We start from the raw sequence: 24,621 nt of genomic DNA on the forward strand, positions 1-24,621 counted from the left end.
AGCCGCGTCCTCTGCTGCTCACCTGCGTATCTGGCCTAGCATCCGAGCATGACGGTCCTGCCTGACGACGGGCTCTCGCTGGCCGCCGAGTTCCCTGACGCGACCCATGAGCAGTGGCAACGCCTGGTTGAAGGCGTCCTGCGCAAGTCGGGCAAGGAAGTCTCGGGCGCGGCAGCGGAAGACGCCCTGTCCACCACGCTGGAGGACGGGCTGCGCGCCCGCCCCCTGTACACCGCGGACGACTCCGCGCCCGATCCCGGCCTGCCCGGTTTCGCTCCCTTCGTACGGGGCGGACGCCCCGAGGGCAACACCCTCGGCGGCTGGGACGTACGACAGCAGCACACGGCCGCCGACGGCGCTGCGGTCCTCGGGGACCTGGAGAACGGCGTCACCTCGCTCTGGCTGGTCGCCGGTGCGGACGGCATTCCGGTGTCCTCGCTCGACCGGGTCCTCGACGGCGTCTATCTCGACCTGGCGCCCGTCGTCCTCGACGCGGGACGTGACGTCGAGCCCGCCGCACGCGAGTTGCTACGGCTCTACCAGGAGCGCGGGGTCGCCAAGGAGGCGGCGCGCGGCAACCTGGGAGCCGACCCGCTGGGCCACGAGGCCCGCACGGGAGACGGCGGGTTCGACTTCGCGCCCGTCGCCGCCCTCGCGGGGCTGTGCGCCGAGGAGTACCCGGGGCTGCGGGCACTGACCGTGGACGCGCTGCCGTACCACGAGGCCGGCGGCTCGGCGGCGCAGGAGCTGGGCAGTTCGCTGGCGACCGGCGTCGCCTACCTGCGGGAGCTGACCGAGGCGGGCCTGAGCGTCCAACAGGCCGTCGCCCAGTTGGAGTTCCGGTACGCGGCCACCGCCGACCAGTTCCTGACCATCGCCAAGCTGCGGGCGGCGCGCCGGCTCTGGGCGCGGGTCACCGAGGTCTGCGGGACCCCGGGCGGGCAGGTGCAGCACGCGGTGACCTCGCCGGTGATGATGTCCCGCCGCGATCCGTGGGTGAACATGCTGCGCACGACGGTCGCGACTCTGGCCGCCGGAGTGGGCGGCGCCGACGCCGTCACCGTGCTGCCCTTCGACCACGCCCTGGGTCTGCCGGACGCGTTCGCCCGGCGGATCGCCCGCAACACCTCGACCATCCTGGTCGAGGAGTCGCATCTGTCCCGGGTGATCGACCCGGCGGGCGGCTCCTGGTACGTGGAGCGGCTCACGGACGAACTCGCCCATGCGGGCTGGGAGTTCTTCCAGTGGATCGAGCGGGAGGGCGGCCAGGCGGCGGCCCTGCGCTCCGGGCGGCTCGGCGAGGACCTCGCCCGCACCTGGGAGGCGCGCAGCGCGAAGCTCGCCAAGCGGCGCGAACCCGTCACCGGGGTCAGCGAGTTCCCGAACCTCGCCGAACGCCTCGTAGAGCGCGCTCCCGCCCCCGTACCGCCGTCCGGCGGCCTGCCGCGGGTGCGGCGCGACGAGGCGTTCGAGGCGCTGCGGGCCCGGTCCGACGCCCACCTGGCGGCGACCGGTTCCCGGCCGCGGATCTTCCTGGCCGCCCTCGGCCCGGCCGCCGCGCACACCGCCCGCCTCACCTTCGCCTCGAACCTGTTCCAGGCGGGTGGCATCGAGCCCGTCACCGTGGGCGCCTTCGAGGACAGCGGCGCCACCGAGGTCTGCCTGTGCTCCAGCGACACGCTGTACGAGGAGCGGGCCGCGGAGGTCGCCGGGGAGCTGAAGGCGACGGGCGCCGGGCACGTGTTCCTCGCGGGCCGTCCCGGGCAGTACCCGGATGTCGATGCCTATGTCTTCGCGGGGTGCGACGCCGTCGCCGTGCTCTCCGCCACCCTCGACCGTATGGGAGTGTCCTGATGGCAGCGAGGGGAATCCCCGACTTCTCCGGGATCGAGCTGGGGGTCCCGAAGGCCGACGGCGGGAACGACGAGTGGCGAAGCGCCGTCAAGAAGGCCACGGGCGGGGCCGATCTCCTGTGGGAGACCCCGGAGGGCATCGCGGTCGAGCCGCTGTACACCGGGCAGGACCTGGAGGGCCTGGACTTCCTGGGCACCTACCCGGGCATCGCCCCGTATCTGCGCGGCCCGTACCCGACGATGTACGTCAACCAGCCCTGGACGATCCGTCAGTACGCCGGCTTCTCCACTGCGGAGGAGTCCAACGCCTTCTACCGGCGCAATCTCGCGGCCGGCCAGAAGGGCCTGTCCGTCGCCTTCGACCTGCCCACCCATCGCGGCTACGACAGCGACCACCCGCGCGTGACCGGTGACGTCGGTATGGCGGGCGTGGCGATCGACTCGATCTACGACATGCGCCAGCTCTTCGACGGCATCCCGCTGGACAAGATGACCGTGTCGATGACCATGAACGGTGCGGTACTGCCCGTACTCGCGCTCTACATCGTGGCCGCCGAGGAGCAGGGTGTACCGCCCGAGAAATTGGCCGGGACCATCCAGAACGACATCCTCAAGGAGTTCATGGTCCGCAACACCTACATCTATCCGCCGAAGCCGTCGATGCGGATCATCTCCGACATCTTCGCCTTCACCTCGCAGCGGATGCCGCGTTACAACTCCATCTCCATCTCCGGGTACCACATCCAGGAGGCGGGCGCGACGGCCGACCTGGAGCTGGCGTACACGCTGGCCGACGGGGTGGAATACATCCGGGCGGGGCGGGAGGCGGGGATGGACGTGGACGCGTTCGCGCCCCGGCTCTCCTTCTTCTGGGCGATCGGCATGAACTTCTTCATGGAGATCGCCAAGATGCGGGCGGCGCGGCTGCTCTGGGCCAAGCTGGTCAAGCAGTTCGACCCACAGAACGCCAAGTCCCTTTCCCTGCGCACCCATTCCCAGACCTCCGGCTGGTCGCTGACCGCACAGGACGTGTTCAACAACGTCACGCGTACGTGTGTGGAGGCGATGGCGGCGACGCAGGGGCACACCCAGTCGCTGCACACCAACGCCCTCGACGAGGCGCTCGCCCTGCCCACCGACTTCTCGGCGCGCATCGCCCGCAACACCCAGCTGCTGATCCAGCAGGAGTCGGGCACGACACGGGTGATCGACCCCTGGGGTGGCAGCGCGTACGTCGAGAAGCTGACGTACGACCTCGCCCGCCGTGCCTGGCAGCACATCGAGGAGGTCGAGGCGGCGGGCGGCATGGCCAAGGCCATCGACGCGGGCATCCCCAAGCTGCGCATCGAGGAGGCGGCTGCCCGCACCCAGGCCCGGATCGACTCCGGACGCCAGCCGGTCATCGGCGTGAACAAGTACCGGGTGGAGACCGACGAGCAGATCGACGTCCTCAAGGTCGACAACTCCTCCGTGCGCACCCAACAGATCGAGAAGCTGCGGCGGCTGCGCGCGGAGCGCGACGAACAGGCGTGCCAGGACGCCCTGCACGCCCTGACCCGGGCTGCCGAAGGCACCGGCAATCTCCTGGAACTGGCGGTGAACGCGGCCCGCGCGAAGGCCACGGTCGGCGAGATCTCCGACGCCCTGGAGAAGGTGTACGGGCGGCACGCGGGCCAGATCCGTACGATCTCGGGTGTGTACCGCACCGAAGCCGGCGAGTCGCCGTCCGTCGAACGCACCCGCACCCTGGTGTCCTCCTTCGAGGAGGCCGAGGGCCGTCGGCCCCGCATCCTGGTCGCCAAGATGGGCCAGGACGGGCACGACCGCGGCCAGAAGGTGATCGCCACCGCCTTCGCCGACCTCGGCTTCGACGTCGACGTCGGCCCGCTGTTCCAGACCCCGGGCGAGGTGGCGCGCCAGGCCGTCGAGGCGGACGTGCACATCGTCGGGGTGTCCTCGCTGGCCGCCGGGCACCTCACCCTCGTACCGGCGCTCAGGGAGTCGCTCGCCGAGGAGGGCCGCGAGGACATCATGGTCGTGGTCGGCGGGGTGATCCCGCCGCAGGACGTGCCCACGCTCCTCGAGATGGGCGCGGCGGCCGTGTTCCCGCCCGGGACGGTGATCCCGGACGCGGCGTACGACCTGGTGCAGCGGCTGTCCGCCGACCTCGGCCACGACCTCTGACCCCCATGGCGATCGACCTCGACACCTATGTGAAGGGCGTACTCGACGGAAGGCGGGCACTGGTGGCGCGCGCCATCACGCTCGTGGAGTCGACGAGGCCCCAACACCGTGCCCTGGCACAGGAGTTGCTGACCGAGCTGCTGCCGCACAGCGGGAAGGCGCGGCGGATCGGCATCAGCGGCGTACCCGGTGTGGGCAAGTCGACGTTCATCGACGCGTTCGGCACGCTGCTCACCTCGCTCGGGTACCGGGTTGCGGTGCTCGCCGTCGATCCGTCGTCGAGTCGGACCGGCGGTTCGATCCTGGGTGACAAGACCCGGATGGAGCGCCTGGCCGTCGACCCGGCGGCCTTCGTACGCCCCTCCCCCACCGCGGGCACGCTCGGCGGGGTCGCGAAGGCGACCCGGGAGTCGATCGTGGTGATGGAGGCGGCGGGCTATGACGTGGTCCTGGTGGAGACGGTCGGCGTCGGCCAGTCCGAGACCGCGGTGGCGAACATGGTCGACTCCTTCCTGCTGCTGACTCTCGCCCGCACCGGGGACCAGTTGCAGGGCATCAAGAAGGGCGTCCTGGAACTGGCGGACGTCATCGCGGTCAACAAGGCGGACGGCCCGCACGAGCGGGACGCCCGTGGTGCGGCACGGGAGCTGGCGGGCGCGCTGCGGCTGATGCATCCCGTCGACGCCGCCTGGACGCCGCCGGTGCTGAGTTGCAGTGCCCGTGAGTCGACCGGTCTGGACACGGTGTGGGAGCGCCTCGAACAGCACCGCACGCTCCTCGACTCCACCGGCCGCCTCGCCGCCAAGCGCCGCGACCAGCAGGTGGACTGGACGTGGACGATGGTCCGCGACGAACTCCTCGGCCGCCTGCACGCCGACGCTGCCGTACGCGCCCTCGCCCCCGGCCTCGAACAACAGGTGCAGGACGGGGAGTTGACGGCCACGCTGGCCGCCGAGCGGATCCTGGGGGTGTTCGGCGGCGGGCGCGGCTGAACCGCGTACGGGGCGCACCGGGTGATGCGGTGAGCCCTGTACGCGCCCCTGTGTGCCGGGGAAAGTGCGCCATGTCGACGGTCATACGGCTGAGGTAGTGCCTACTCAGCCGCTCATTTTCCAGGAAGCAGGTCGGCTGCCGTGCTCTTGCGTCTACCCACATCCGTGTCCGAAGCACAGGAGTGCATGGCCGAGGGGGCGGTGCCCATAGGCGGGGCGACCCTGATATGGGCCACCTGGCAGCGGGACGGCTTCCCCGAGCAGGCCATGTCGCTGCGCGACCTGCCGGAAGCCACCATGATCGGCCGCGAGAGGCTGGGCGGGGCCGTGATACTGAACCGGATCGACGACCGCGTGCCCGAAGCACTGCGCCGGGCGGCCGCCACCGTGGGGACCGGAGCCGTGCGCCGCACGGCCACCGTCGGCGGCAACATCGTCGGGAGCACCCTGCGCTGTCTGCTGCCCGCCGCACTCGTGCTGGAAGCGCGCGCGGTGGTCCTGGATCCGGACAGCGTCTACGAGACCGACCTGACCGAGGTACTGGCCAAGGGCCACCTGCTGCTCGGCCTCCGCTGGCGCGATCCGATCACCAGCGCGTACCGCAAGCTGCCCGGCGAAGCGGGCGGTCCGCCACCACTGGTCGTCGCCGCCGCTCTGCACGCCGTCGGCACCGGGGGAACGCGCCTGCGCGTCGCCGTCCGCGACGGGTACGACGTACTCACCGAGGGCACCGAGTACGTCGCCGGTTCCGACTCGGCCTCCGACGTCGAACAGGTCCTCGACGACCTGCGTCGCACGGCTGTCGGCGCACTGCACGCCACGGCCCGGGAAGCGGTCGACGAACTGGTCACCGACCTCGTGTCCCGTCCCACCGGTCGTTGAGGGCCCTCCCGAACACCGGCTGCACGGTCTTGGCGCCGCCGCCGTCGGCCCGAGGTCGCCCGTCGGGCAGGATGGGCGCCATGACCGAGATCCACACGCCCCGCCTCCTCCTCCGCCGCTGGTCCGACGACGACCTCGTGCCGATGGCGGACATCAATGCCGACCCCCGAGTCATGCACTGGATCGACGACGGCTCCGTTCGCGACCTGGACCACACGGCGGAGGCCATCGAACAGTGGGAAGAGGAATGGGACGAGGAGGGATTCGGCCTCTTCGCCGTCGAACTGCTGGCCTCCGGCGAACTGGCCGGTTTCGTGGGCCTGTCCGTGCCCGAGTTCCTGCCGGAGGTACTGCCCGCCGTCGCCATCAGCTGGCGGCTCGGCTCACCGTTCTGGGGTCAGGGGTACGCCTCCGAAGCCGCCCAGGCCACGTTGGAGTTCGCGCTCCAGGACCGTGGCCTCGACCGCGTCATCAGCATCACCCGACCGGGGGACGACGCGTCCGAGAACGTCATCCGCAAGCTCGGTTTGACGCTGGAGCGCGAGACGACGCACCCGGTGTACGGCTATCCCCTGTTCGTTCACGTCATCGATCTCACCGAGTTCCAGGCCTGAACCCGTCGAGTCGTCGGTCCCCGCGGTTCATGCCCTGGTACGGTCCGGCGCGGCCGACGACGCGACGAGCACCTGGGTGAGCGGGATCCGCGCCAGCAGGATCGCTCCGTACAGGATCAGGGCGGCCCCGACGGTCTCGGGGATCAGCCACCAGCCGGTGCGTACCCGCTCCGCGTACAAGGTGACGCCCAGGACGAGGCTGACCAGGGCGTCACCGAGGGTGAGGGCGGGCTGGGAAGCGACGAGGGGGCCGGACTGGACGGCGTTCTGCAGAAGGAACAGCGCGCAGACTCCGGTGGCGGCGAAGGCATAGGTCTGCCAGGCGAGAAAGAACCCGGTGACGCCGCCCGTCTCCCAGGCGTGCGTGGCGTCCTTGATCAGGGCCGCGGTGAGTGCGTAACCGATGGCCGCCGCGGCACCGAAACAGGCCGCGCGGGCGCGTCCGGCAGGGCACCGCAGGGCGACACCGACGGCAGCCACGATGACGCCGACGCAGCACACGATGGCCAGGATCCAGCCGCCGGTGGTGGGCCGGTCGGTCCCGACCGAGGGGGCGGCCGCGGCCAGCACGGTACCCAGCCCGACGGCGATGCACACCACGGCGATCCACCCGCGCCGGGTCACCCGACGCCGTAGCACCAGACCGCCGATGAGCAGAGCGAACGGCAGTTCCAGGACGAAGATCGGCTGTACGACGGACAGCGCTCCGTCGACCAGCGCCAGCGCCTGGAAGCATGCCGCCGCCATGACCGCGGCCATCCCGCCCAGCCACACCGGCCGGTGCAGCAGCTCGACGAGCAGCCTGGCGTGGAAGCCCTCGGACAACGGCACGTCCTGTGCCGCGCGGCGCTGGAGGACAGTGGCGGTCGCGTTGCTGACCGCGGCCAGCACCGCGAAGACGACGGAGAACACCAACGCCACCGGCTTGCCCCTCCTTCTCTCCCGCTCCTCTCCCGCTTTCTCCCCCGGGCACCGACCGAGGCGCACGGGTCACCCCCATGTTCCCGCGCCACCATGAAGTCCGCCCCCTGGCACACCCAGGTGCCGTTGCCCGGACCACGGACAAGACCACGCCATGGCCGCCACGCACTCGACGCGGTCAGCCCCGCGGCCGGAAATCACGCGTGGGCCGAGAACGTCTCCGCCTCACGAGCGATAGCAACGGTTCCGCCGTTCCCGGCCCGGACGGTACTGGCCAACAGCGCTCCGTCACCCTGTGGAGCCGTGCGGCGGCGAAGGTCGCCGGGGTCGGTCGGCCGCACCCCGGCACCCGCCCGACCGGTTCTGCCATCTCGTCCACGGTGTGCCCGAGGCGCTCGTACCGCTCGGTCCCGTGACGGGAGAACCCCCCAATCCCTGGGCGCAGTTGACGCCCGCGCTGAGCGAGGCCGACTGAGTCCGGGGTCGCCGCGGACGCCGGGAAGGACGCGCGGGCGTCGACACGTGCCATGCTGGAACCGCCGATCATGGCGGAGAGCGAGGCAGAACAACAGCGTGAGGACAGCGACACGGCCGGTCCGGACGAGGATCTGGGACCGATTCGCGGCATCGGACCCCGGGCTGCTGCGGCTCATGGCCGGGCTGCGGACGGTGGGGGCCATCGCGCTCACGCTCGCCGTACTGGCGCTGCTCGGGGCCAGTAAGACTCACTTGGTCGCCGGTGCCATCGCGGCCATGGCCGCGACCTTCGCCATCAAGGAGAAGCAGCAGCGCAAACAGGCGGTCACGCTCGCGCTCGGGCTGGTCGTGGCGCTCGCCGCGATGTCGCTGGGGGCGGTGCTCAGCACCCACGTGGTCGCGGGTGACCTCTTCTTCCTGGCGCTGATCTTCGCGGCCGTGTACAGCCGCCGCTTCGGTGATCGCGGAACGGCGCTGGGCCTCATCGGGTTCCAGGTCTACTTCGTGTCGCTGTTCGTCCGGGCCGGCGTCTCCGGTCTGCCGGGACTGTGCGGGACCCTGGTCGTCGCGTTCGTGTGCAGCGCGCTGGTGCGTTTCGTCGTCGTGCCGGAGACGCCCGAGCGTGTGCTGCGTCGGCTGCGCGCGGCCTTCCGGGCCCGTCTGGCGCAACTGGTGTCCACCCAGATCGAGTTGCTGGACGCCGGACCTGACCGGGTGGAGAAGGCTCTGCAGGAGGTCAGGCGGCACACCGCCCGGCTCCACGAGAGCGCGATGATGATCCAGGGACGGCTGGCGGAGGGGACCAGCGACAGCGCCACCGCCGCGCTCGTGCAGCGGCGTATCGCCGACGCCGAGATCGCCGCCGAGCGGCTCGGGGTGCTCATCCTGACCGCTCGCAGCGCGGAACGCGCCGACACGCTCACCCTGCATCTGCCGAACGCACCCGTGCCCGCGGCGAGCGACCGGCTCCGGGCGCAGGACGACACCACCGCCACCCTGCGCCGTGATCTCGAAGCGCTGCGCCTGCTCGTCCTGCGCCCGGTCGCCGAGGACCGCGGCACCGGGGTGGCCCATGTGCGCAACCGGCTGCTCGGTTACCGCGACGAGGAGAACCTGCCGCGCGCCTCGGCGGCCGTCCAGGACGTCTTCCGCGGGATCGGGGAGACGGGGCGTTCCGTCCTCGGGCTGCGGCTCGCCCTCGACGGGCCGCAGGACGAGTCCGACGACACACCGTCGACGACCCGTTCCCGTGAGGAGTTGGACGCCGAGGACATCGCCATCGCCAGGGAGGAAGAGGACGAGGAGGACGCGCACGACCCCACGGGGTGGAAACGTCCGACGACCCGCACCGCGGTCCAGGTGTCGGTGGGTTCGGCCCTGGCCATCGTCGGTGGGGAGTTCCTCTCCAGTCAGCGCTGGTACTGGGCCGTGCTGACCTGCTGGGTGGTCTTCCTGAACACGGCGTCCACCGGAGAGATCCTGGTCAAGGGGTACCGGCGGCTGCTGGGCACCGTCCTCGGCGTCGTCGCCGGCGCCCTGCTGGCGAGTCTGGTCGGCTCCCACACCTGGACCGCGTTCGCCCTGGTGCTGCTGTTCATCTTCGCGATGTTCTTCACCGCGCCGCTGTCGTACGCCCTCATGTCCTTCTTCGTCACGGCGATGCTGGGCCTGCTGTACACGCTGCTCAACACCTACAGCACCGGGGTGCTCGTCCTACGTATCGAGGAGACGGCGCTCGGCGCCACCTGTGGTGTCATCGCGGCCGCCCTGGTGCTGCCGGTGAACACGGACCGCCGTACCGACGAGCTGCTGGCCACGGTTTTGAAGCGGCTCGGGGAGGTCACCGGTGCGGCGGTCGACCAGCTGAGCGGCGGCCCGGCGATCGAGCTGCTGGACAAGGCGCGGGATCTCGACACGGCTCTGGACGATCTACGGTCCTCCACGCAGCCGTTGACCCACCCGATCACCCCGCTGCGGGCCCGCCGGCAGACCGCGCGCTATCTCGTGGCGCTCCTGGAGACGTGCGCGTACCACGCGCGTTCCCTGGCGGCGACGGCCGAGCTGCTGCCCTACAGCAAGACCGTCGCGGCCGATCCCCGGCTCAAGGGAGCCGGCCGGCGCATCGCGCGCAACATCGACGTCCTTGTCGCAAGGGTCGAGGACGACGACACCGAGGGCGGGGCCGAGACCGGCCCCAGCCTCGCGTCCATGCTGGAGACGGACCGGCCGGGCCTTCCCCGGCACGACCGCGTGACCGACCGGGTCCTGCGGCATCTGCAGCGCTTGGACGAAGGCGTGATCGGCCTCGCCCGCCCCCTCGGAGTACCGGTGTCGACCCCCGCGGACACGGCGTCCCGGGGACCCGCCGCCTAGGAAGTGCAGGTCGCGGCCCGGGAAGTGCCGGTGGTCGCGATGTAGGGGGTCACGGGGCTCACGACTTCAGGAATGCCGCCAGGCCCTCCAGCAGCCGTTCCACGTCGTCCTCGTCGTTGTACGGCGACAGTCCGAGGCGCAGGCCTCCGGTGTCGCCCAGGCCGAGGTGGCGCGATGCCTCCAGCGCGTAGAACGTTCCCGCGGGCGCGTGCACGCTCCGCGCCGCCAGGAAGCGGTAGGCGTCGTCCGTGTCGCGGTCGTCGAAGGTCAGGAGCAGCGTGGGGGTGCGGTCGGCCGCCCGGGAGTGGATCGTGACGCCCGCGAGTGCGGCCAGGCCGTTCTCCATCCGGTCCCGCAGCGCTCGCTCGTGCCGCTCGATCGACGCGAACGCGGACCGCAGCCGGGCGCGCCGGTCGTCCGCCGGACCGGTCCCGAGACCGGCGAGCAGGTCGACGGCGGCGCGGGTGCCGGCGAGGAGCTCATAGGGCAGCGTCCCGAGCTCGAAACGCTCCGGGACCGCGTCGGAGGAGGGCAGCAGCTTGTCGGGACGCAGCGTCTCCAGCAGGGCCGGTGCGGCGGCGAGCACGCCGTGGTGCGGGCCGAGGAACTTGTACGGCGAGCAGACGAAGAAGTCGGCGCCGAGCCGTGCGAGGTCCACGAACGTGTGCGCCGTGTAGTGCACGCCGTCGACGTAGAGCAGTGCATCCGTGCGGTGGACCAGACGGGCGATCTCCGCGACGTCGGGGAGCGTGCCGATCAGGTTGGAGGCGGCGGTGACGGCGACCAGCCGGGTGCGTTCGGTGAGCAGTTCGCCCACGGCCGAGGGCGGGAGTTCGCCGGTGGCCGGATCGAAGTCGGCCCATCGCACCCGGGCGCCGGTCCGCTCCGCGGCCTGGAGCCAGGGGCGGATGTTGGCGTCGTGGTCGAGCCGGCTCACCACGATCTCGTCGCCGGGGGCCCAGTCCTTGGCCAGCGCCCGGGAGAAGTCGTACGTGAGTTGGGTGGCGCTGCGGCCGAAGACGACTCCCGAGGACTCCCCGCCCAACAGGTCGGCCATGGTCTGCCGGAACTCCCTGACGAGAGCCTCCGCGTTCGCCTCTCCCACCGTGACGCTCCCCCGGTTCGACAGCGGGCGGGTGAGCGCGTCGGCGATCGCCGCGCCGACCGGCGCCGGCGTCTGGGTGCCTCCCGGACCGTCGAAATACGCGATGCCGGTCCGCAGAGCGGGGATCTGGGCGCGCAACGCGCCGACGTCGTAGGTCACTCGGGCTCCTTGGGCTGCGATGGCGTCGTCCGCTCGGGGACGACGCCATCAGGCGAGGTGTCCGGGCGGCAGGCTTCGGTAGTAGCTGCCGACCCGGGCCAGGTATGCGGGGTCCAGGGTCTCGCGGTCGGTCTGGAAGACCGGTGCCGAGGTCATCTCCTCCCGGGTGCGGGCCATGGTCACCTTCCGCGCCCGTGTGTCGATGTCGGCGACGACACCCACAGGTACCAGAACACTCTTGCCGAAAACCCACACGCCGGTGTCGACGATCAGGTGACGCATACCGCGATCGTCGGCCTGTCGGTCCACGTGTCCCATCGTCCCGTCGCTCGCCTCGACGGTGTAGCCCGTGAGGTCCAGCGCCTCGGGGCTGCCGAACCCCGGCGCGTACGACCAGATTCTGTCGATCGTCATACTGTTCCTCCTGAATCGTCCACCCCAGGTGTCAGCGCCTACGGCCGCGGGTCGCCCAGCCGCCGCCGACGCCGGAGACGTGCAGAGCGAGCAGGGCCAGGCCTATGAGCATGACGTTGGTCGACGTGAAGACGTCGTTGGTCGAGAGGTCCGCGGCATTGATCAAGAACGCGATGAACAGCACGATCGCCGCAACGATTCCGAGCATGAACTCTCCTCATCCGAAGTGGTGGTGGAGTCCGAGTGCCCCCAGGAATCCTGTCGACACAACCTCGCGCATCGGTGCGCGCCCGGAACGGGAGCCGGTCTCCGTGTACCGCTCGCGCGGGCGGAACCCCCCGTACACAAGTCCAGCCGGCCCGGACGGGGCCGAACCGCGGGTCCTGCCGTCATCATGGAGCCCACCACCTGGGCCGCGAGTACCGATCAGTCCGCTCCTGTCGCCGCACACGCCCCCACCGGCCCGCAGCTCATCGAAAGCAGACAGCCATGGCACACACCCCGGCCGGATCGGCCCGTTCTCCCGTCGGGGCCGCTTCGTGAACGCGGCCCGTGTCCCGGGACTGGTCCTGCCCCTGGTCTATCTCTGCGGGCTCGTCGCGGTCCTGGTCTGGTACTGGCGGCACCGCGGCGAGTAGAGCGCGTACGGCGAGCAGCGAGGGGCACGGCCGGCCCCGGGCGGAGCGACCGCGGTCATCTTCGGGCGAGATAGCTGCGTACGGTCGTTCCGGACGCGGCGGTGTGGACGCGTACCAGGTCGGACAGGAAGTGGACGAGGAGCAGGCCCCGTCCGCCGAGTTGGTCCGGGCGCACCGGGCGGCGGCCGGCCAGGGGGTCGGTCAGGTGTCCCTCGTCACGCACCTCGCAGACGATCTGCTCGCTCTCGGCCCAGATCCGCAGCGTCCCCGAACCGCCTCCGTGCACCACGCTGTTGGTCGTCAACTCCGCGACGACGAGGTTCAGATCCTGCAGCCGGGGCGGCGCCATCCCTCGCTCCCGTGCCTCACGCAGCGCGAAGTCGCGTGCGGCAGGCAGCAGTCCGGCGGCGAAGCGGACCGTGGCCGCTCCCGGCGGATACGGCAAGGTCTCGTTGTAGCGCGCGAGGACGCGTTCGGGATCGTAGGCGTGGCTGACGGCGGGCCGCCCGTCGCTGATCACCACGGGGTGCGTGGCGTGTGCGTCGGCGATCACGTCGTCGGAGTGGGTTCGGGCGTCGTAAGGGCAGAGGATGGTCGCGCCGCGGCCGTGGAACGCCGTGTTGATGAGGGCTTCGTGCTGGACGCAGGCCGGGTACTCGATCGGCTTACGGCCGTACCAGATCGGCTCCCCGATGATGCGCACAGGGCGTCCGGGGTGGGCGTCGGCGAAGGAACGCAGGACGGCGGGGATGATCCGGCCGGGGTTCCGGCCGGCCCGTGTCATGTCGATCCAGCGGACCTCGTGGGCGACCGGTCCGAGTTCCGCCTTGAGCAGTGCCAGTCGAGACGGAGGTGCCGCCACCGCCACGGGCAGGCCGACGGCGAGGCCCTCGGACACGAACGGCAGCGTGCCTTGGGCGTACTCCTGCTCGGAGCGGTACAGGAGCGCGGGGTGCGCGAACGGCTCCGCCCGGTCTCGGACGAAGAGCGACCGCGCTCCGTCTTCTCCCTGCTCCATGCCCACTGGCTCACCTCGGATCCCACTGTAGGCGGCGACGGTTGCCGTCGGTGTGCATCCGGCGGAGGGCTTCGGCGAGAAGTAGTACGGGCCCCACCTCCGGCGGGCCGCGGAACAGAGACGTTCCGCGGGTTTCGGAGATTGGGTGGCATGACTGGCTTGAGACGGGGCAGACGGGCACTGTCTTCAATTCCTTCGAACGAACTGGGGTGGATCGCATGGCAGCCGTGACGGCAGCGAAGGCAACCAACACGGCACAGCAGGCAGGGACGGCACAGGAGGAGGCACTCCCCCTGATCGACGAGCCGCTGAAGATCAGCCCGAAGGACGCGCGCTCTTTGTCGCGTCAGTTCTTCGACCGGCTGGCCGTGCTGGAGGAAGGCACGCACGACTACCAGTACGCGCGCAACACGCTCATAGAGATGAACCTCTCCCTCGTGCGCTACGCGGCGGCCCGCTTCCGCAGCCGCAACCAGGACGAGATGGAGGACATCGTCCAGGTCGGCACGATCGGGCTCATCAAGGCGATCGACCGTTTCGAGCTGACCCGCGAGGTCGAGTTCACCTCCTTCGCCGTTCCGTACATCGTCGGCGAGATCAAGCGTTTCTTCCGCGACACCAGCTGGGCCGTCCATGTGCCCCGCCGTCTTCAGGAGGCGCGGATCGAACTCGCCAAGGCGACGGAAGAACTGCGCACCCGCCTCGGCCGCACCCCGACCACGCGTGAGCTGGCCGCGCTGATGTCCCTCTCCGAGGAGGAGGTCATCGAGGCGCGCAAGGCCTCCAACGGCTACAACTCCTCGTCCCTCGACGCCGCGCTCACGGCCGACGACGGCGCGGACGGGGACACCGTTCTCGCGGACTTCATCGGCGAGGACGATCCCTCGCTCGAACTCGTCGACGACTTCCAGTCCCTGGCCCCGCTGATCGCCGAACTGGACGAACGTCAGCGCCGGATCATCCACATGCGTTTCGTCGAGGAGCGCACCCAGGCCCAGATCGGCGAGGAACTCGGCATCTCGCAGATGCACGTCTCGCGTCTGATCACCCGCATCATCAAGCGTCTTCGCACCGGGCTGCTCGATCCCGCGGTCGCCTGACGCGCCACGGTCGTCCGACGCACCCGCCCCGGGCTGCGTTCTACAGGGACAGCGTTCGACCGGGGCGCCACGGGACGGTCCCGCCCGAAGTCGGGCGGGACCGTCCCGTGCGTCACCGGGCCACAGTCCCGGTTGCCGCCGTGCTCGGTGCCGGGGCGTACCCGGCGGGCCGGGCGGTGAAGACTCCCCTGCCCCGGGTCCGGCTGCGCAGCCGGGTCGCGTAGCCGAACAGCTCGACCAGCGGCACGGTCGCGGCGATCGCCGCGACGCCCGCCCGCGTGACGGAGCCCGTGACGTGCCCGCGTCGCGCCGCCAGGTCACCGAGGACCCCGCCCACGGCGTCGTCCGGCACGGTGACCGTGACGTCCGCCACCGGTTCCAGGAGAACCATCGCGCAGGCGCGCAGTGCCTCCCGCAGCGCGAACCGGCCGGCCGTCCGGAACGCCCGCTCCGAAGAGTCCTTCAGATGGGTCGCTCCATCGGTGAGGACGACACGCACCCCGGTGACCGGATGCCCGCCGAGCGGCCCGTCGGCCAGCGCGTCACGGCACCCGGCCTCCAGCGCCCGGACGTACTCCTGTGGCACCCGTCCGCCGACGACGGTCGAGCGGAACTCGAAGCGCGCCGCGCCCCCGTCGCCGTCGCCCGGGACGTCCTCCAGCGGCTCCACGTCGAGCACGACATGGGCGAACTCACCGGCACCGCCGTCCTGTTTGACGTGCCGGTGAACCAGCCCCGACACTCCCCGGACGACCGTCTCCCGATAGGCCACCCTCGGCCGGCCGACCCGGACGTCCAGACCGTGGGCGAGCCGGATCTTCTCCACCGCCACCTCCAGATGCAGTTCGCCCATGCCCGACAGGACCAGCTGGCCGGTCTCGGGGTCGGTGCGCACGACCAGCGAGGGATCCTCCTCGACCAGCCGCGTCAACGCGGACACCAACAGCTCCACCTCAGCGCCGGCGACGGCCTCGACGGCCACCGAGACGACCGGATCGGCGACGGTCGGCGGTTCGAGAACCAACGGAGCCCCGGGGGCGCACAGGGTCGACCCCGCGCGGGCCGACTTCAGCCCGACCACCGCGACGATGTCACCCGCCACCGCCCGCTCCAGTGGGGCGTGGCGGTCTGCCTGCACCCGCAGGATCCGGCCGATGCGCTCGGTGCGCCCCGTGCCCGAGTCCCACACCGTCTCTCCCTTCCCGATCGTGCCCGAATAGACACGCAGGTGCGTCAGCCGCCCCGTGGCGGTCCCGTTCACCTTGAACACCAGTGCCGCGAACGGTGCCGCCGGGTCGGCGAACCGCTCCTGTTCCCCACCGTCCCGGGTGCCGCGTACCGCGGGCACGTCGCGCGGCGACGGCAGGTAGGCCACCACGGCATCCAGCAGTGGCTCGATCCCGCGGTTGCGGTAGGCCGAGCCGCACAGCACCACCACGCCGTCGCCGGAACGGGTCAGGTCGCGCAGTGCGGCGGTCAGGGTCCGCGCGGAGAGCCTCCCTTCCGCGCAGAACTCCTCGAGCGCGCCGGGGTGGAGTTCCGCCACCGCTTCCTCCAGCTGTCGGCGGCGGCCTTCCGCGGCGTCCCTCAGCGCCTCGGGCACCGGGCCTTCCTCGACCGTGTCGCGGCCTTCGGGCCAGACCAGTGACCGCATGCGCAGCAGATTCACCACACCGGTGAACCCGGCCTCCGATCCGATCGGCAACTGGACGACCAGCGGGGCCGGATGGAGCCGCTCCCTGATCGACTCGACCGCGGTGTCGAGGTCGGCACCGGCGCGGTCGAGCTTGTTGACGAAGGCGATCCTCGGCACGCCGTACCGGTCCGCCTGGCGCCACACCGCCTCGCTCTGCGGTTCGACTCCCGCGACGGCGTCGAAGACCGCCACGGCGCCGTCGAGCACCCGCAGGGAGCGCGCCACCTCGTCGGAGAAGTCCACGTGGCCCGGGGTGTCGATCAGGTTGATCCGGTGTGCGTCCCAGGCACAGCTCACGGCCGCGGCGAAGATGGTGATGCCACGATCGCGTTCCTGGGGGTCGAAGTCGGTGACGGTGGTGCCCTCATGGACCTCACCCCGCTTGTGGGTGGTCCCGGTGAGGTAGAGGATCCGCTCGGTGAGGGTGGTCTTCCCGGCGTCGACGTGGGCGAGGATGCCCAGGTTGCGGACGGCGGCGAGCGGGGTGTCGAGGTGACGGTGCAGGTCGGTACGCACGGCCCATGGCCTTTCGGAATGATCCGGATGGGACGGCGCGATTTCCCGGACGACGCGGCCCGGGGTCGTGCCACGGGCCGTGCAAGGACCTCCGGCCACGGCACATCCCCATGGGGGCGTACGGAGCCGATCTGCCCGGCGACGGGCGGAGAGAGGTCAGATGTTCGTCACGGACCACCGGCGCCGGCCGCGCAGCCGGCACCGGGGACCCGGAGACACGAGGATCACCTCGTAGCGCGAAGGGGGAACGACGACAGCGGTGCGGTGACGCACGGCCCGGCTCCCCTCACTCGTCAGGACGCGCGCCGTGATGTTCCGCAGGTGCGGTGAGCGCGCGTTGTGGGGTGAGTGTAGGGAGCGCGAAGCGGTCGGCGCACCGGAATTTCGCTCCTCGCGCCGCGCCCGGTCCCGGAGTCGGTTCGGGGCATGTCCGGTCAGAGCAGGCCGGAGTCGGCCGCCGAAAGCGCGCGGGCGAGCAGTCCGCCGGGCGGCTCCGTGGGCCTCAGCAGTTCGGCGACGGCCGCCCCCGTGGCGCCGTGCCAGGTTCCGTACCGTCGGAGCATGGCGTGGTCACCGCCCTTGACCAGCAGCACACCCGCGCGGGAACCGGCGGCCCTGGCCCGGCGGACGAACGCGATCGACTCCGACGGATCGGTGACGCGGTCGCGGTCACCGTGGAGCGCGATCACCTTCTTGTCCTGGAGGTGGGCCACCGGTTCGCCCTCCGGACACCAGGGCGCCAGCGCCACCACTCCTCCCACCTGTGTCGCCGCCGCGACGCGCAGAGCCGCCCGGCCGCCCATCGAATGACCCACGAGAATCACCGGCACCGCACCGACGAGGCGGACGAGCTCCGCGAGCGCCCGCCGGACGTCACCGACGGGGTCGGCCCGTGAACCGTTCCAGCCCTGGAGGCGGTAGCGCACCTGTCCGAGGAAGACCTCGTCGTCCGGCACGGCCGCGGCGACGGCCCGGACCACGGGCCTCATCCGCAGCGCCGCCACGTTCCAGGGCCGTGAGCGGGCCAGACTGTCGGCCCGGCCCCCGTGCAGGACGAGCACGGCCGCACGCGCCGTGTCCGAGTGACGGACCGGCACCAGGGCGGTGTCGGCCCCGACCGGTCCACGCGTCGGTGCGCCAGAGGTCCTTGTCCGCGTTCGGCCGCGCATCACAGCTCTTCCCGTGTTCCGACTCCGCCTGTGGGAGAAGTGTCCCACCGCCCACGGGTCGTCCGTCCTCCGGAGCGGATTCCAGGCGCTTGAGGTGGTGCCGGGTCAGCGCGAGGTTGCTGCGGCCACGGTCGAGTGCCAGGTGGAGGAAGAGCGGGGCGGAGGCGGCGTTGAGCGGCCTGATGAGGGGGTACTGCTCGCCGAGGGTGATCAGTGAGCGCCCGCTGCGGCACGGGACACGTGATCGTCACGGCGGTCGGCAGCCGCGCGTTGCTCGCCGTGGTTCGCCGACGAAGGTCTCGACCTCGCCGCGTTCCGCCGCGAGATCCCGGCGGTCGTGGAGGAACTCGCCCGGCATCTCGACGCCGACGTGACCTCCTGCGGCGGCTCCTGATCCGCGGCCCCGGGGCCCGGCCGTCGCGCCCCATCTCTCGCCCCGCCTCGCGACGAGGGAACGGTACCCGGAGTCGATGATGCCGACTGGCGAGAACCCGTCGCACTCTGTCATTCCGGCCACTGCCGGGGCCGCGATCACCCTCGTAGCGTCTCGCGCATGCTCTTCGTCGCACCCGTACTCATCGGTGTTCTCTACGCGTTCCTCATGTCCCTGCTCCGCGAGCCCACGAGGCGGCGGTTCAACGCCATCATGGTCGCCGGGGCCGGAGCCGCCTATCTCAGCAGTGGCAGTTTCGGCGCCTGGGAGTTCGTCTTCACCGCCGCGGTCACCTACTGCGCCTACCGCGGCCTCGACTCGTACGTCTGGATCGGCGTCGCCTGGCTGCTGCACACCGCCTGGGACGCCCTGCACTACCTGCGGGGTGCCCCGATCATCCCGTTCGCCACGCACTCGTCGCTCGGCTGCGCGATCTGCGACCCGGTGATCGCCCTCTGGTGCCTGCGCGGCGGCCCCTCGCTCCCCACCCTGATCGGCTCCTGGTTCTCCAAGCGCCCCACGTCCCTGACCGACGCCTCCCCCACCGACGCCTCACACGCCTAGCCGCCCACGGGTGACTGTGCCGCCAGGTCCCGGGCCACCTCGCGGGCCGCGCGGGCCCCCGAGGCCAGGGCCCCCTGGACGGAGCCGGTGGCGCGGTGGTCCCCGCACACATAGCGTCGCCGGCCGACCCGGGCGGTACGGCTGAGCGGCTGTGGGGGCGGCATGGCCGGCAGCGCGTCGGGCACCGTACGCACGGTCAGCGGCTGCCAGGCGCCGGTGTCGGTGCCGTACGCCTCGGCGAGTGCTCCGCGCACCTCCGCCTCGCGGCCTCCGTGGTCCTGACCGCGTACCGAAGTGGCGATCAGCGCCATCCCGCCGGGCGCGTAGCCGGGCACCACCTCACTCAGGACGCAGGTGTTGAGGAATCTCCTCCTCACGTCCGTCACGAGGACGGGTTCGGCCAGCGGAGAGCGGGGCGCGGTGTGGTAGTACGTCGTCACGGTGCGGTACTCGGGCATCTCCAGTCCCGGCAGCAGTGCGGCTGCCTGGCCGGGCCCGGTCGCCACCACCACCGCCCGCGCGGCCAGTTCGCCCCCTGTGCCCAGGAGGACTCCGTCGTCCGTGAGCCGGGTCACCGGGGTGTCGAGGTGTACGGCGCCCGCCGGCAGCGCGTCGGCGAGCAGCCGCGGCACCGCTCCGATGCCCTCGGTCGGCAGGCACAGGGTGCCGCGCAGCATGCTGCGCCAGACGAGGTGGAACACCCTGCTGGACGTCTCCAACTCGTCCTCCAGGAAGACTCCGGAGAGGAAGGGACGGAAGAACCGCTCGACGAACTCCTCGGAGAATCCGCCGGCAGCCAGTGCGGTGCGGGTGGTGCGGTCGTCGCCGTGCTTCACCGAACGGGCTGGAGCGAGCATGTCGCGGGCCGACAGGACACCCAGGGCGGCCAGGTCCCGACTGCCGGCCAGCCGTCCCGGACGCAGGTCGCCGAGCCTGCGGGGGCCCCGGGTCGGGTCACTGAAGCGGAGCGGGCCTTCGTCGGTGTGCACGAGGACCCCGGGGGTGAAGGGCCGCAGCCGCAGCGCGCGCAGTGCGAGGCGCCGTCGGACCTGGGGGTAGGAGGTGTTGAACACCTGGAAGCCGCGGTCGATGACGAACCCCTCGTGACGGTCGGAGCGCATGCGCCCGCCGACCCCGTCCGAGGCCTCCAGGACGCGGACACCGAGTCCCGCCCGCGTCAGGTCGCGGGCACAGGCAAGTCCGGCGAGGCCGGCACCGACCACCAGCACGTCCGGCCCGCCACGAGTGGCGACCATGGGAACACTCCTTCGATCAACGGCTCCGTCGTCGCGGTGATGCCCGGCGCGGTGATGCCCGGCGCGGAAACGCCGGCACCGCCCCCGAAAGGGGCAGCACCGGCGGACGGGGCGGTGTCAGTGTCCGGACCCGTAGTGTCCGCCGAGCTGATCGCGGTAATGCGGGTCACCGAGGTGCTTCTCCTTGTCGAACTCCGGTGCCGACTTGATTTCGTCCTTCGTCCGGGCGACGTGGACGGTCTTGTCCTCGTGGGTGATCGTGGTGATCGTCCCCGCGGGTAGCAGGACCTCCTTGCCGAAGATCCAGATGCCGGTGTCGACCACGATGTACTGGGACCCGACCTCGTCCGAGTGCTTGTCGACCTTCCCGATGTGCCCATCGGTCGCTTCCACCCGGTACCCGGTGAGGTCCGAGTCGGGGGTGTGGCCGCTGGTCGGAGTGTAGGCCCACAGATTCTCGTACATGAAGAAATCCTCCAGCTATGTCGTGGTGCGCTTGAAAACACCGGGTGTCCGTTCAGCGCGCGCCGACACTCTTTTTCCCGAAGAGAATTCTCAGAGAATTGCGATTTTCAACCAACAGCGGGAATTCTCCGCACGCAACTCCGCGCGGAGCAGGGAAATCCTCGGCATCCGGCGGTCCGCCCGGCCCACCGTGATGCGCACGATCGCCGGAAGGAGGAGCGTGGTGGGGTAGGGAGGAGCGCTATGGGCACGGCCGACCACCGGCATCACGTCCGGGAGAGCCAGGGCTGGCTGCGCGGAGCACCACCACCGCGCTGGGTGCGGGTGCTGCCGCCCGCCCTGCTGGTGGCGGTCTGCACCGCCGAACTCCTGAGCCGGTACCCCTTGGACATCGGCTTCCTGCTGGGCGCCATCCCGTCGCTGGCGGTGCTCTCCTACGGACCCGTGGCGACGGCCGTCTTCGGCGCCATCGTCATCGTGTTGCTGTTCGTACCGCCGCTCCAGCTCAACCATCCGGGCAACACCGACCTGCTGACCATCACGTTCGTCGCGATCCTGAGCGTCGCCATCTCCCTGGTGCGCAGTCGGCGCGACGCCCACCTGGTCACGGTGCGCACCGTCGCGGAGGCCGCCCAGCTGGCCGTGCTGCCGCCGCTTCCCGGACGCGTGGGCCCGGTGCGCTGCACGGCGCTCTACCGGGCGGCGCAGCGCGAGACACTGGTGGGTGGCGACTTCTTCGACGTGCGCGCCGGCCCGTACGGTGTGCGGGCGGTGATGGGCGATGTGCAGGGGCACGGGCTGTCGGCCGTCTCGACCGTCGCCTCCCTCCTCGGGGCGTTCCGGGAGACCGTGCTCGACCAGGGCGACCTGAAATCGGCCGCGGCCCGCCTCGATCGCCGGCTCATCGTGGACTCGGCCCAGACCGCTCACGCCGAACTGTTCGCGACCGCTCTGCTGCTGGAGTTCTCGGCCGACGCGGACGCGGTGCGCCTGACGTCCTGCGGACACCCGCATCCCTTTCTGCTGCGCGACGGCAAGGCCGTCGAGCTCGTACTCGAACCAGGAGCCCCCCTCGGTCTCGGGTTCTTCGAGATCTCTCCGCCGCAGATCTGCACCGTCCGGCTGGAGCGCGGCGACCGACTGTTCCTCGGCTCCGACGGAGTGACCGAGAGCCGGGACGCGACGGGCGCCTTCTATCCCCTGGCCGAGCGCCTGACCACGTTGGCCCGGGAGACACCGGCCGACCTCACCGACCGCCTCTGGGAGGACCTCCTACGGTTCTGCACCGCCGTGCGAGACGACGTCACGATGCTGGTCCTCACACCCGACGTCCAGGGCGAGCGGGGGTGAGGACGGTTCGCCCGCCCGGACCGCGCGGGGCGGGCCGGACGGGCGAGGTCGGCGGGCGGACAGGTCAGGGGGTGAGCTGCCACTGCTGGATGTAGCCGACGTCGATCGCGGCGGTGTCCTGGACCCTCAGTTTCCAGGTGCCGTTGACGGGTTGCGCGGAGGCGTCGACCGTGAAGGTCTGGTCGACGTCGTCGGCGCTGCCGCCGCTGTGGTTCAGGAGCGAGTAGACGGTGCCGTCGGGTCCCACCAGGGAGACCGTCAGGTCACCGCGGTAGGTGTGGATGATCTTGACATAGACCTGGGTGGTGGCCGAGGCGTTGCCGGTCCGGCCGGTGACGGTGATGGGTGACTCGACCGCGGCTCCGGCGTCGGGGATGTCCACCCGCGTGCTGTTGGCGTAGATGTTCGCCACCCGCCAGGTGAAGCTCACCGAGACGGACGCTCCCGTGCTGTCGGTGACCGTGACGGTCACCGGGCTGGTCCCGGTGGTGGTGGGAACTCCCGAGATCAGGCCGGTGTCGCTGATCGTCAGACCGTCCGGCAGGCCGGTGGCCGCATAGGTCAGGCCCGCGCCGGAGTTGGTGGTGTAGGCGCTGGTCTGGAGGGAGACCTGCTGGCCGACGCCACTGGTCTGGTCGTCGATCGGCGCCACGTTGACACCCGGCGCGATCCGGTCGCCGACATGGATCCCGGCCCAGGCGGCGGCGACGGCGAGGTAGGTGTCGCTGTACGCGCCGAAGAGGTCGGCGGCGGCCTGGAGGGTCGCGGTGCGGGCGCCGGCGTAGTTGGTGCTGGAGGTCATGTAGGTGGTCAGGGCCCGGTACCAGATCCGCTGGGCGTTCTCGATGCCGATGCCGGTCACGGGTACGCCGTCGTAGGTCGGGCTGTCGTAGGAGACCCCGTTGACGGTCTTGGCGCCGCTGCCCTCGGAGAGCAGGTAGAAGAAGTGGTTGGCCGGTCCGGAGGAGTAGTGGACGTCGAGGCCGCCCAGCGAGGAGTCCCAGTTGTCGCGGGACGCCCCGTCCTTGGAGGGCTTGTCCATGTACCGCAGCGGGGTGCCGTTGCCGTTGATGTCGATCTTCTCGCCGACCAGGTAGTCGGGGACGTCGGCGGACAGGTTGGCGTGGAACTCCACTGCGGCGGCGAAGATGTCCGAGGTCGCCTCGTTGAGGCCACCGGACTCGCCCGAGTAGGTGAGGCCCGCGGTGGCGGCGGTCACGCCGTGGCTCATCTCGTGCGCGGCGACGTCCAGGGCGGTCAGCGGGTGCGCGTTGCTCGCGCCGTCCCCGTACGTCATGCAGAAGCAGGTGTCGGACCAGAAGGCGTTGACGTAGCTGTTGCCGTAGTGCGCCCGGCTGTAGGCGGCCACGCCGTCGTTGCGGATGCCGTTGCGGCCGAAGACGTCCTTGTAGTAGTCCCAGGTGGCCGCGGCGCCGAAGGCCACGTCCACGCCGGCCGTCTGCCGGTCGCTCTGGGTGCCGTCTCCCCAGACATCGTTGTCATCCGTGAAGAGGGTGCCGGTGCCGGAGGTGCCCTGGTTGAGGTCGTAGGTGCGGTGACCCGCGCGGTCGCCGTCCACCAGCTGGTACGTGGAGCCGGACGGCGTGGTGCTGAGCGGAACCGATCCGCTGTACTGACCCGTGCCCGTGCCCGTGCGTACCGCCTGGAAGTCGAACAGGGCCTTGCCCGAGGTGGCGTCGGTGATGACATGGAGCTCGCTCGGCGTGCCGTCGTCCTGGGTGCCGCCGACCACCGACTCCCAGGCCAGCACCGGCTCGGCCCCGGCGGCCCAGACGACGAGCCGGGGAGCGCCGTCGACCGCGGGACGCGTGGCGTCGGCCTTCTTCGCGACCGCGATTGCTTTGTGGGCGGCGGTGGCGGACGAGACGCGGGCGGTGGTGGTCGTCACCTGGAGGTCGGCCTTGCTCGCCTCGGACACGGTGGACAGACCGTTCCTGACGTGTACGACGAGGTCGCCGCCGAGGACCGGCAGTCCGGCGTAGGTGCGCTCGTAGCGGGTGTGTGTGGTGCCGTCGGCGTCCTTGGAGACGTCCTTGACGATCAGCTTCTCCTTGGAGCCGAGGGCGAGGATCTTCGCGGTGGCGCCGACCGCGGCCCTGGCACTCTTGAGCAGCGCGGAGTGCGCGGCGGGAGACAGTTTCGCCGGGGCCGCGGCGGCCCGGGGGGTGGCGACGATCTTCGCGTGGCCGCGGTCGCGGGGGGCCGCGGACGCGACGCCGGTGTGGAAACCGGCGGCGAGCAGCGTGCCGGCGGCGGTGAGCGCCAACGCCGCGGTGTATCTGCGCCGGTGCGAGGTGCGGTGGGGCGGGAGCAAGGGCTTCTCCTTCTGGCGACGATCGGCCCGTGGTCGAGGCCGAGAGAGCGGGCCGGCAGGGTGTGGCCGGCTGGCAACGCGCTGAGCAGGGAAGGGCGCTGCACGAG

At 71.1% G+C, this 24,621-nt stretch carries 20 protein-coding genes and 1 pseudogene; 11 read left to right on the forward strand and 10 right to left on the reverse strand.

The genetic code is table 11. From position 1 onward, the window contains the following. Positions 1 to 48: 48 nt before the first annotated feature. The 5 genes from AAFF41_RS04710 (at position 49) to AAFF41_RS04730 (ending at position 6,525) form a co-directional block, all read left to right on the forward strand. Positions 49 to 1,854, forward strand: a complete 1,806-nt coding sequence (locus AAFF41_RS04710) for a methylmalonyl-CoA mutase subunit beta (RefSeq protein ID WP_319751690.1) — start codon at positions 49 to 51, stop codon at positions 1,852 to 1,854. Next, positions 1,854 to 4,037, forward strand: a complete 2,184-nt coding sequence (scpA, locus tag AAFF41_RS04715) for a methylmalonyl-CoA mutase (protein WP_343323532.1) — start codon at positions 1,854 to 1,856, stop codon at positions 4,035 to 4,037. The genes AAFF41_RS04710 and scpA overlap by 1 nt, the downstream gene beginning before the upstream one ends. Positions 4,038 to 4,042: 5 nt before the next feature. Then, the gene (gene meaB, locus AAFF41_RS04720) at positions 4,043 to 5,029 is read left to right on the forward strand and encodes a methylmalonyl Co-A mutase-associated GTPase MeaB (RefSeq protein WP_343323533.1); all 987 of its coding nucleotides are present in this window, start codon (positions 4,043 to 4,045) and stop codon (positions 5,027 to 5,029) included. Positions 5,030 to 5,170: 141 nt separating this feature from the next. Beyond that, complete coding sequence (locus tag AAFF41_RS04725) at positions 5,171 to 5,911, forward strand: FAD binding domain-containing protein (RefSeq protein ID WP_319751687.1); 741 nt, start codon at positions 5,171 to 5,173, stop codon at positions 5,909 to 5,911. 80 nt (positions 5,912 to 5,991) lie between these two features. Next, positions 5,992 to 6,525, forward strand: coding sequence for a GNAT family N-acetyltransferase (locus tag AAFF41_RS04730; protein ID WP_319751686.1), 534 nt, complete (start codon positions 5,992 to 5,994; stop codon positions 6,523 to 6,525). Positions 6,526 to 6,552: 27 nt separating this feature from the next. Here AAFF41_RS04730 and AAFF41_RS04735 read toward each other — a convergent pair whose 3' ends face one another. Continuing rightward, positions 6,553 to 7,446 (reverse strand): DMT family transporter, encoded by an 894-nt coding sequence (locus tag AAFF41_RS04735; protein ID WP_319751685.1) that lies wholly within the window; start codon positions 7,444 to 7,446, stop codon positions 6,553 to 6,555. A 343-nt stretch (positions 7,447 to 7,789) separates the two neighbouring features. On the opposite strand from AAFF41_RS04735, the pseudogene AAFF41_RS51465 reads away from it, so the two are divergent. Then, a pseudogene (locus AAFF41_RS51465) lies at positions 7,790 to 7,921 on the forward strand (spherulation-specific family 4 protein); the annotation flags it as partial. A gap of 98 nt (positions 7,922 to 8,019) precedes the next feature. Then, positions 8,020 to 10,296, forward strand: coding sequence for an FUSC family protein (locus AAFF41_RS04740; RefSeq protein WP_319751684.1), 2,277 nt, complete (start codon positions 8,020 to 8,022; stop codon positions 10,294 to 10,296). 58 nt (positions 10,297 to 10,354) lie between these two features. Here AAFF41_RS04740 and AAFF41_RS04745 read toward each other — a convergent pair whose 3' ends face one another. From AAFF41_RS04745 to AAFF41_RS04760, 4 genes are all read right to left on the reverse strand, one after another. Further along, positions 10,355 to 11,560, reverse strand: a complete 1,206-nt coding sequence (locus AAFF41_RS04745) for a cysteine desulfurase-like protein (protein WP_319751683.1) — start codon at positions 11,558 to 11,560, stop codon at positions 10,355 to 10,357. Between the two features lie 48 nt (positions 11,561 to 11,608). Further along, entirely contained in the window at positions 11,609 to 11,974 is a 366-nt protein-coding gene (locus tag AAFF41_RS04750; RefSeq protein WP_343323534.1) for a PRC-barrel domain containing protein, read from the reverse strand. Positions 11,975 to 12,005: 31 nt separating this feature from the next. After that, on the reverse strand, positions 12,006 to 12,182 hold the full coding sequence (locus AAFF41_RS04755; protein ID WP_095856747.1) for a hypothetical protein: 177 nt from the start codon (positions 12,180 to 12,182) through the stop codon (positions 12,006 to 12,008). Positions 12,183 to 12,667: 485 nt separating this feature from the next. After that, on the reverse strand, positions 12,668 to 13,630 hold the full coding sequence (locus AAFF41_RS04760) for an anti-sigma factor RsbA family regulatory protein (RefSeq protein ID WP_343323535.1): 963 nt from the start codon (positions 13,628 to 13,630) through the stop codon (positions 12,668 to 12,670). A 218-nt stretch (positions 13,631 to 13,848) separates the two neighbouring features. Between AAFF41_RS04760 and AAFF41_RS04765 the strand changes: the two genes are divergently transcribed. After that, a complete protein-coding gene (locus AAFF41_RS04765; RefSeq protein ID WP_097288676.1) occupies positions 13,849 to 14,730 on the forward strand; it encodes an RNA polymerase sigma factor SigF in 882 nt (293 codons plus the stop codon). Positions 14,731 to 14,842: 112 nt separating this feature from the next. On the opposite strand, the gene fusA is transcribed toward AAFF41_RS04765, so the two are convergent. Continuing rightward, on the reverse strand, positions 14,843 to 16,942 hold the full coding sequence (gene fusA, locus AAFF41_RS04770) for an elongation factor G (protein ID WP_319751680.1): 2,100 nt from the start codon (positions 16,940 to 16,942) through the stop codon (positions 14,843 to 14,845). A gap of 434 nt (positions 16,943 to 17,376) precedes the next feature. Further along, a complete protein-coding gene (locus tag AAFF41_RS04775; protein WP_319751679.1) occupies positions 17,377 to 18,039 on the reverse strand; it encodes an alpha/beta hydrolase in 663 nt (220 codons plus the stop codon). A gap of 625 nt (positions 18,040 to 18,664) precedes the next feature. Here AAFF41_RS04775 and AAFF41_RS04780 point away from each other — a divergent pair. Further along, positions 18,665 to 19,108 (forward strand): DUF6010 family protein, encoded by a 444-nt coding sequence (locus tag AAFF41_RS04780; protein WP_060900548.1) that lies wholly within the window; start codon positions 18,665 to 18,667, stop codon positions 19,106 to 19,108. Here the strand turns inward: AAFF41_RS04780 and AAFF41_RS04785 are convergent. Together AAFF41_RS04785 and AAFF41_RS04790 are read right to left on the reverse strand one after the other, a co-directional pair. After that, a complete protein-coding gene (locus AAFF41_RS04785; protein WP_319751678.1) occupies positions 19,105 to 20,364 on the reverse strand; it encodes an NAD(P)/FAD-dependent oxidoreductase in 1,260 nt (419 codons plus the stop codon). The genes AAFF41_RS04780 and AAFF41_RS04785 overlap by 4 nt on opposite strands. Positions 20,365 to 20,481: 117 nt before the next feature. Next, a complete protein-coding gene (locus tag AAFF41_RS04790) occupies positions 20,482 to 20,829 on the reverse strand; it encodes a PRC domain containing protein (RefSeq protein WP_054229476.1) in 348 nt (115 codons plus the stop codon). Here AAFF41_RS04790 and AAFF41_RS04795 point away from each other — a divergent pair. Together AAFF41_RS04795 and AAFF41_RS04800 are read left to right on the forward strand one after the other, a co-directional pair. Beyond that, a complete protein-coding gene (locus tag AAFF41_RS04795; RefSeq protein WP_343323536.1) occupies positions 20,828 to 21,061 on the forward strand; it encodes a hypothetical protein in 234 nt (77 codons plus the stop codon). The two genes, AAFF41_RS04790 and AAFF41_RS04795, sit on opposite strands and share 2 nt — an antisense overlap. Positions 21,062 to 21,072: 11 nt before the next feature. Further along, positions 21,073 to 22,179 carry a PP2C family protein-serine/threonine phosphatase gene (locus AAFF41_RS04800; protein ID WP_319751676.1) on the forward strand — a complete coding sequence of 369 codons (1,107 nt, stop codon included), beginning with the start codon at positions 21,073 to 21,075 and terminating at the stop codon, positions 22,177 to 22,179. A gap of 64 nt (positions 22,180 to 22,243) precedes the next feature. Here the strand turns inward: AAFF41_RS04800 and AAFF41_RS04805 are convergent, their stop codons facing one another. Next, a complete protein-coding gene (locus AAFF41_RS04805; protein WP_343323537.1) occupies positions 22,244 to 24,514 on the reverse strand; it encodes a M4 family metallopeptidase in 2,271 nt (756 codons plus the stop codon). Positions 24,515 to 24,621: the final 107 nt, after the last annotated feature.

Origin of the sequence: Streptomyces mirabilis, from assembly GCF_039503195.1 — a bacterium.
In the GTDB taxonomy this organism is placed as follows: Bacteria; Actinomycetota; Actinomycetes; order Streptomycetales; family Streptomycetaceae; genus Streptomyces; species Streptomyces mirabilis_D.

Bases quoted from the DNA above. Each gene is read 5' to 3' on its own strand.
- scpA (WP_343323532.1), top strand. From the start codon at position 1,854: ATGGCAGCGAGGGGAATCCCCGACTTCTCCGGGATCGAGCTGGGGGTC.
- AAFF41_RS04710 (WP_319751690.1), top strand. From the start codon at position 49: ATGACGGTCCTGCCTGACGACGGGCTCTCGCTGGCCGCCGAGTTCCCT.
- AAFF41_RS04795 (WP_343323536.1), top strand. From the start codon at position 20,828: ATGAAGAAATCCTCCAGCTATGTCGTGGTGCGCTTGAAAACACCGGGT.
- AAFF41_RS04765 (WP_097288676.1), top strand. From the start codon at position 13,849: ATGGCAGCCGTGACGGCAGCGAAGGCAACCAACACGGCACAGCAGGCA.
- AAFF41_RS04760 (WP_343323535.1), bottom strand. From the start codon at position 13,630: ATGGAGCAGGGAGAAGACGGAGCGCGGTCGCTCTTCGTCCGAGACCGG.
- AAFF41_RS04755 (WP_095856747.1), bottom strand. From the start codon at position 12,182: ATGCTCGGAATCGTTGCGGCGATCGTGCTGTTCATCGCGTTCTTGATC.
- AAFF41_RS04790 (WP_054229476.1), bottom strand. From the start codon at position 20,829: ATGTACGAGAATCTGTGGGCCTACACTCCGACCAGCGGCCACACCCCC.
- AAFF41_RS04730 (WP_319751686.1), top strand. From the start codon at position 5,992: ATGACCGAGATCCACACGCCCCGCCTCCTCCTCCGCCGCTGGTCCGAC.
- AAFF41_RS04750 (WP_343323534.1), bottom strand. From the start codon at position 11,974: ATGACGATCGACAGAATCTGGTCGTACGCGCCGGGGTTCGGCAGCCCC.
- meaB (WP_343323533.1), top strand. From the start codon at position 4,043: ATGGCGATCGACCTCGACACCTATGTGAAGGGCGTACTCGACGGAAGG.
- AAFF41_RS04800 (WP_319751676.1), top strand. From the start codon at position 21,073: ATGGGCACGGCCGACCACCGGCATCACGTCCGGGAGAGCCAGGGCTGG.
- AAFF41_RS04780 (WP_060900548.1), top strand. From the start codon at position 18,665: ATGCTCTTCGTCGCACCCGTACTCATCGGTGTTCTCTACGCGTTCCTC.
- AAFF41_RS04785 (WP_319751678.1), bottom strand. From the start codon at position 20,364: ATGGTCGCCACTCGTGGCGGGCCGGACGTGCTGGTGGTCGGTGCCGGC.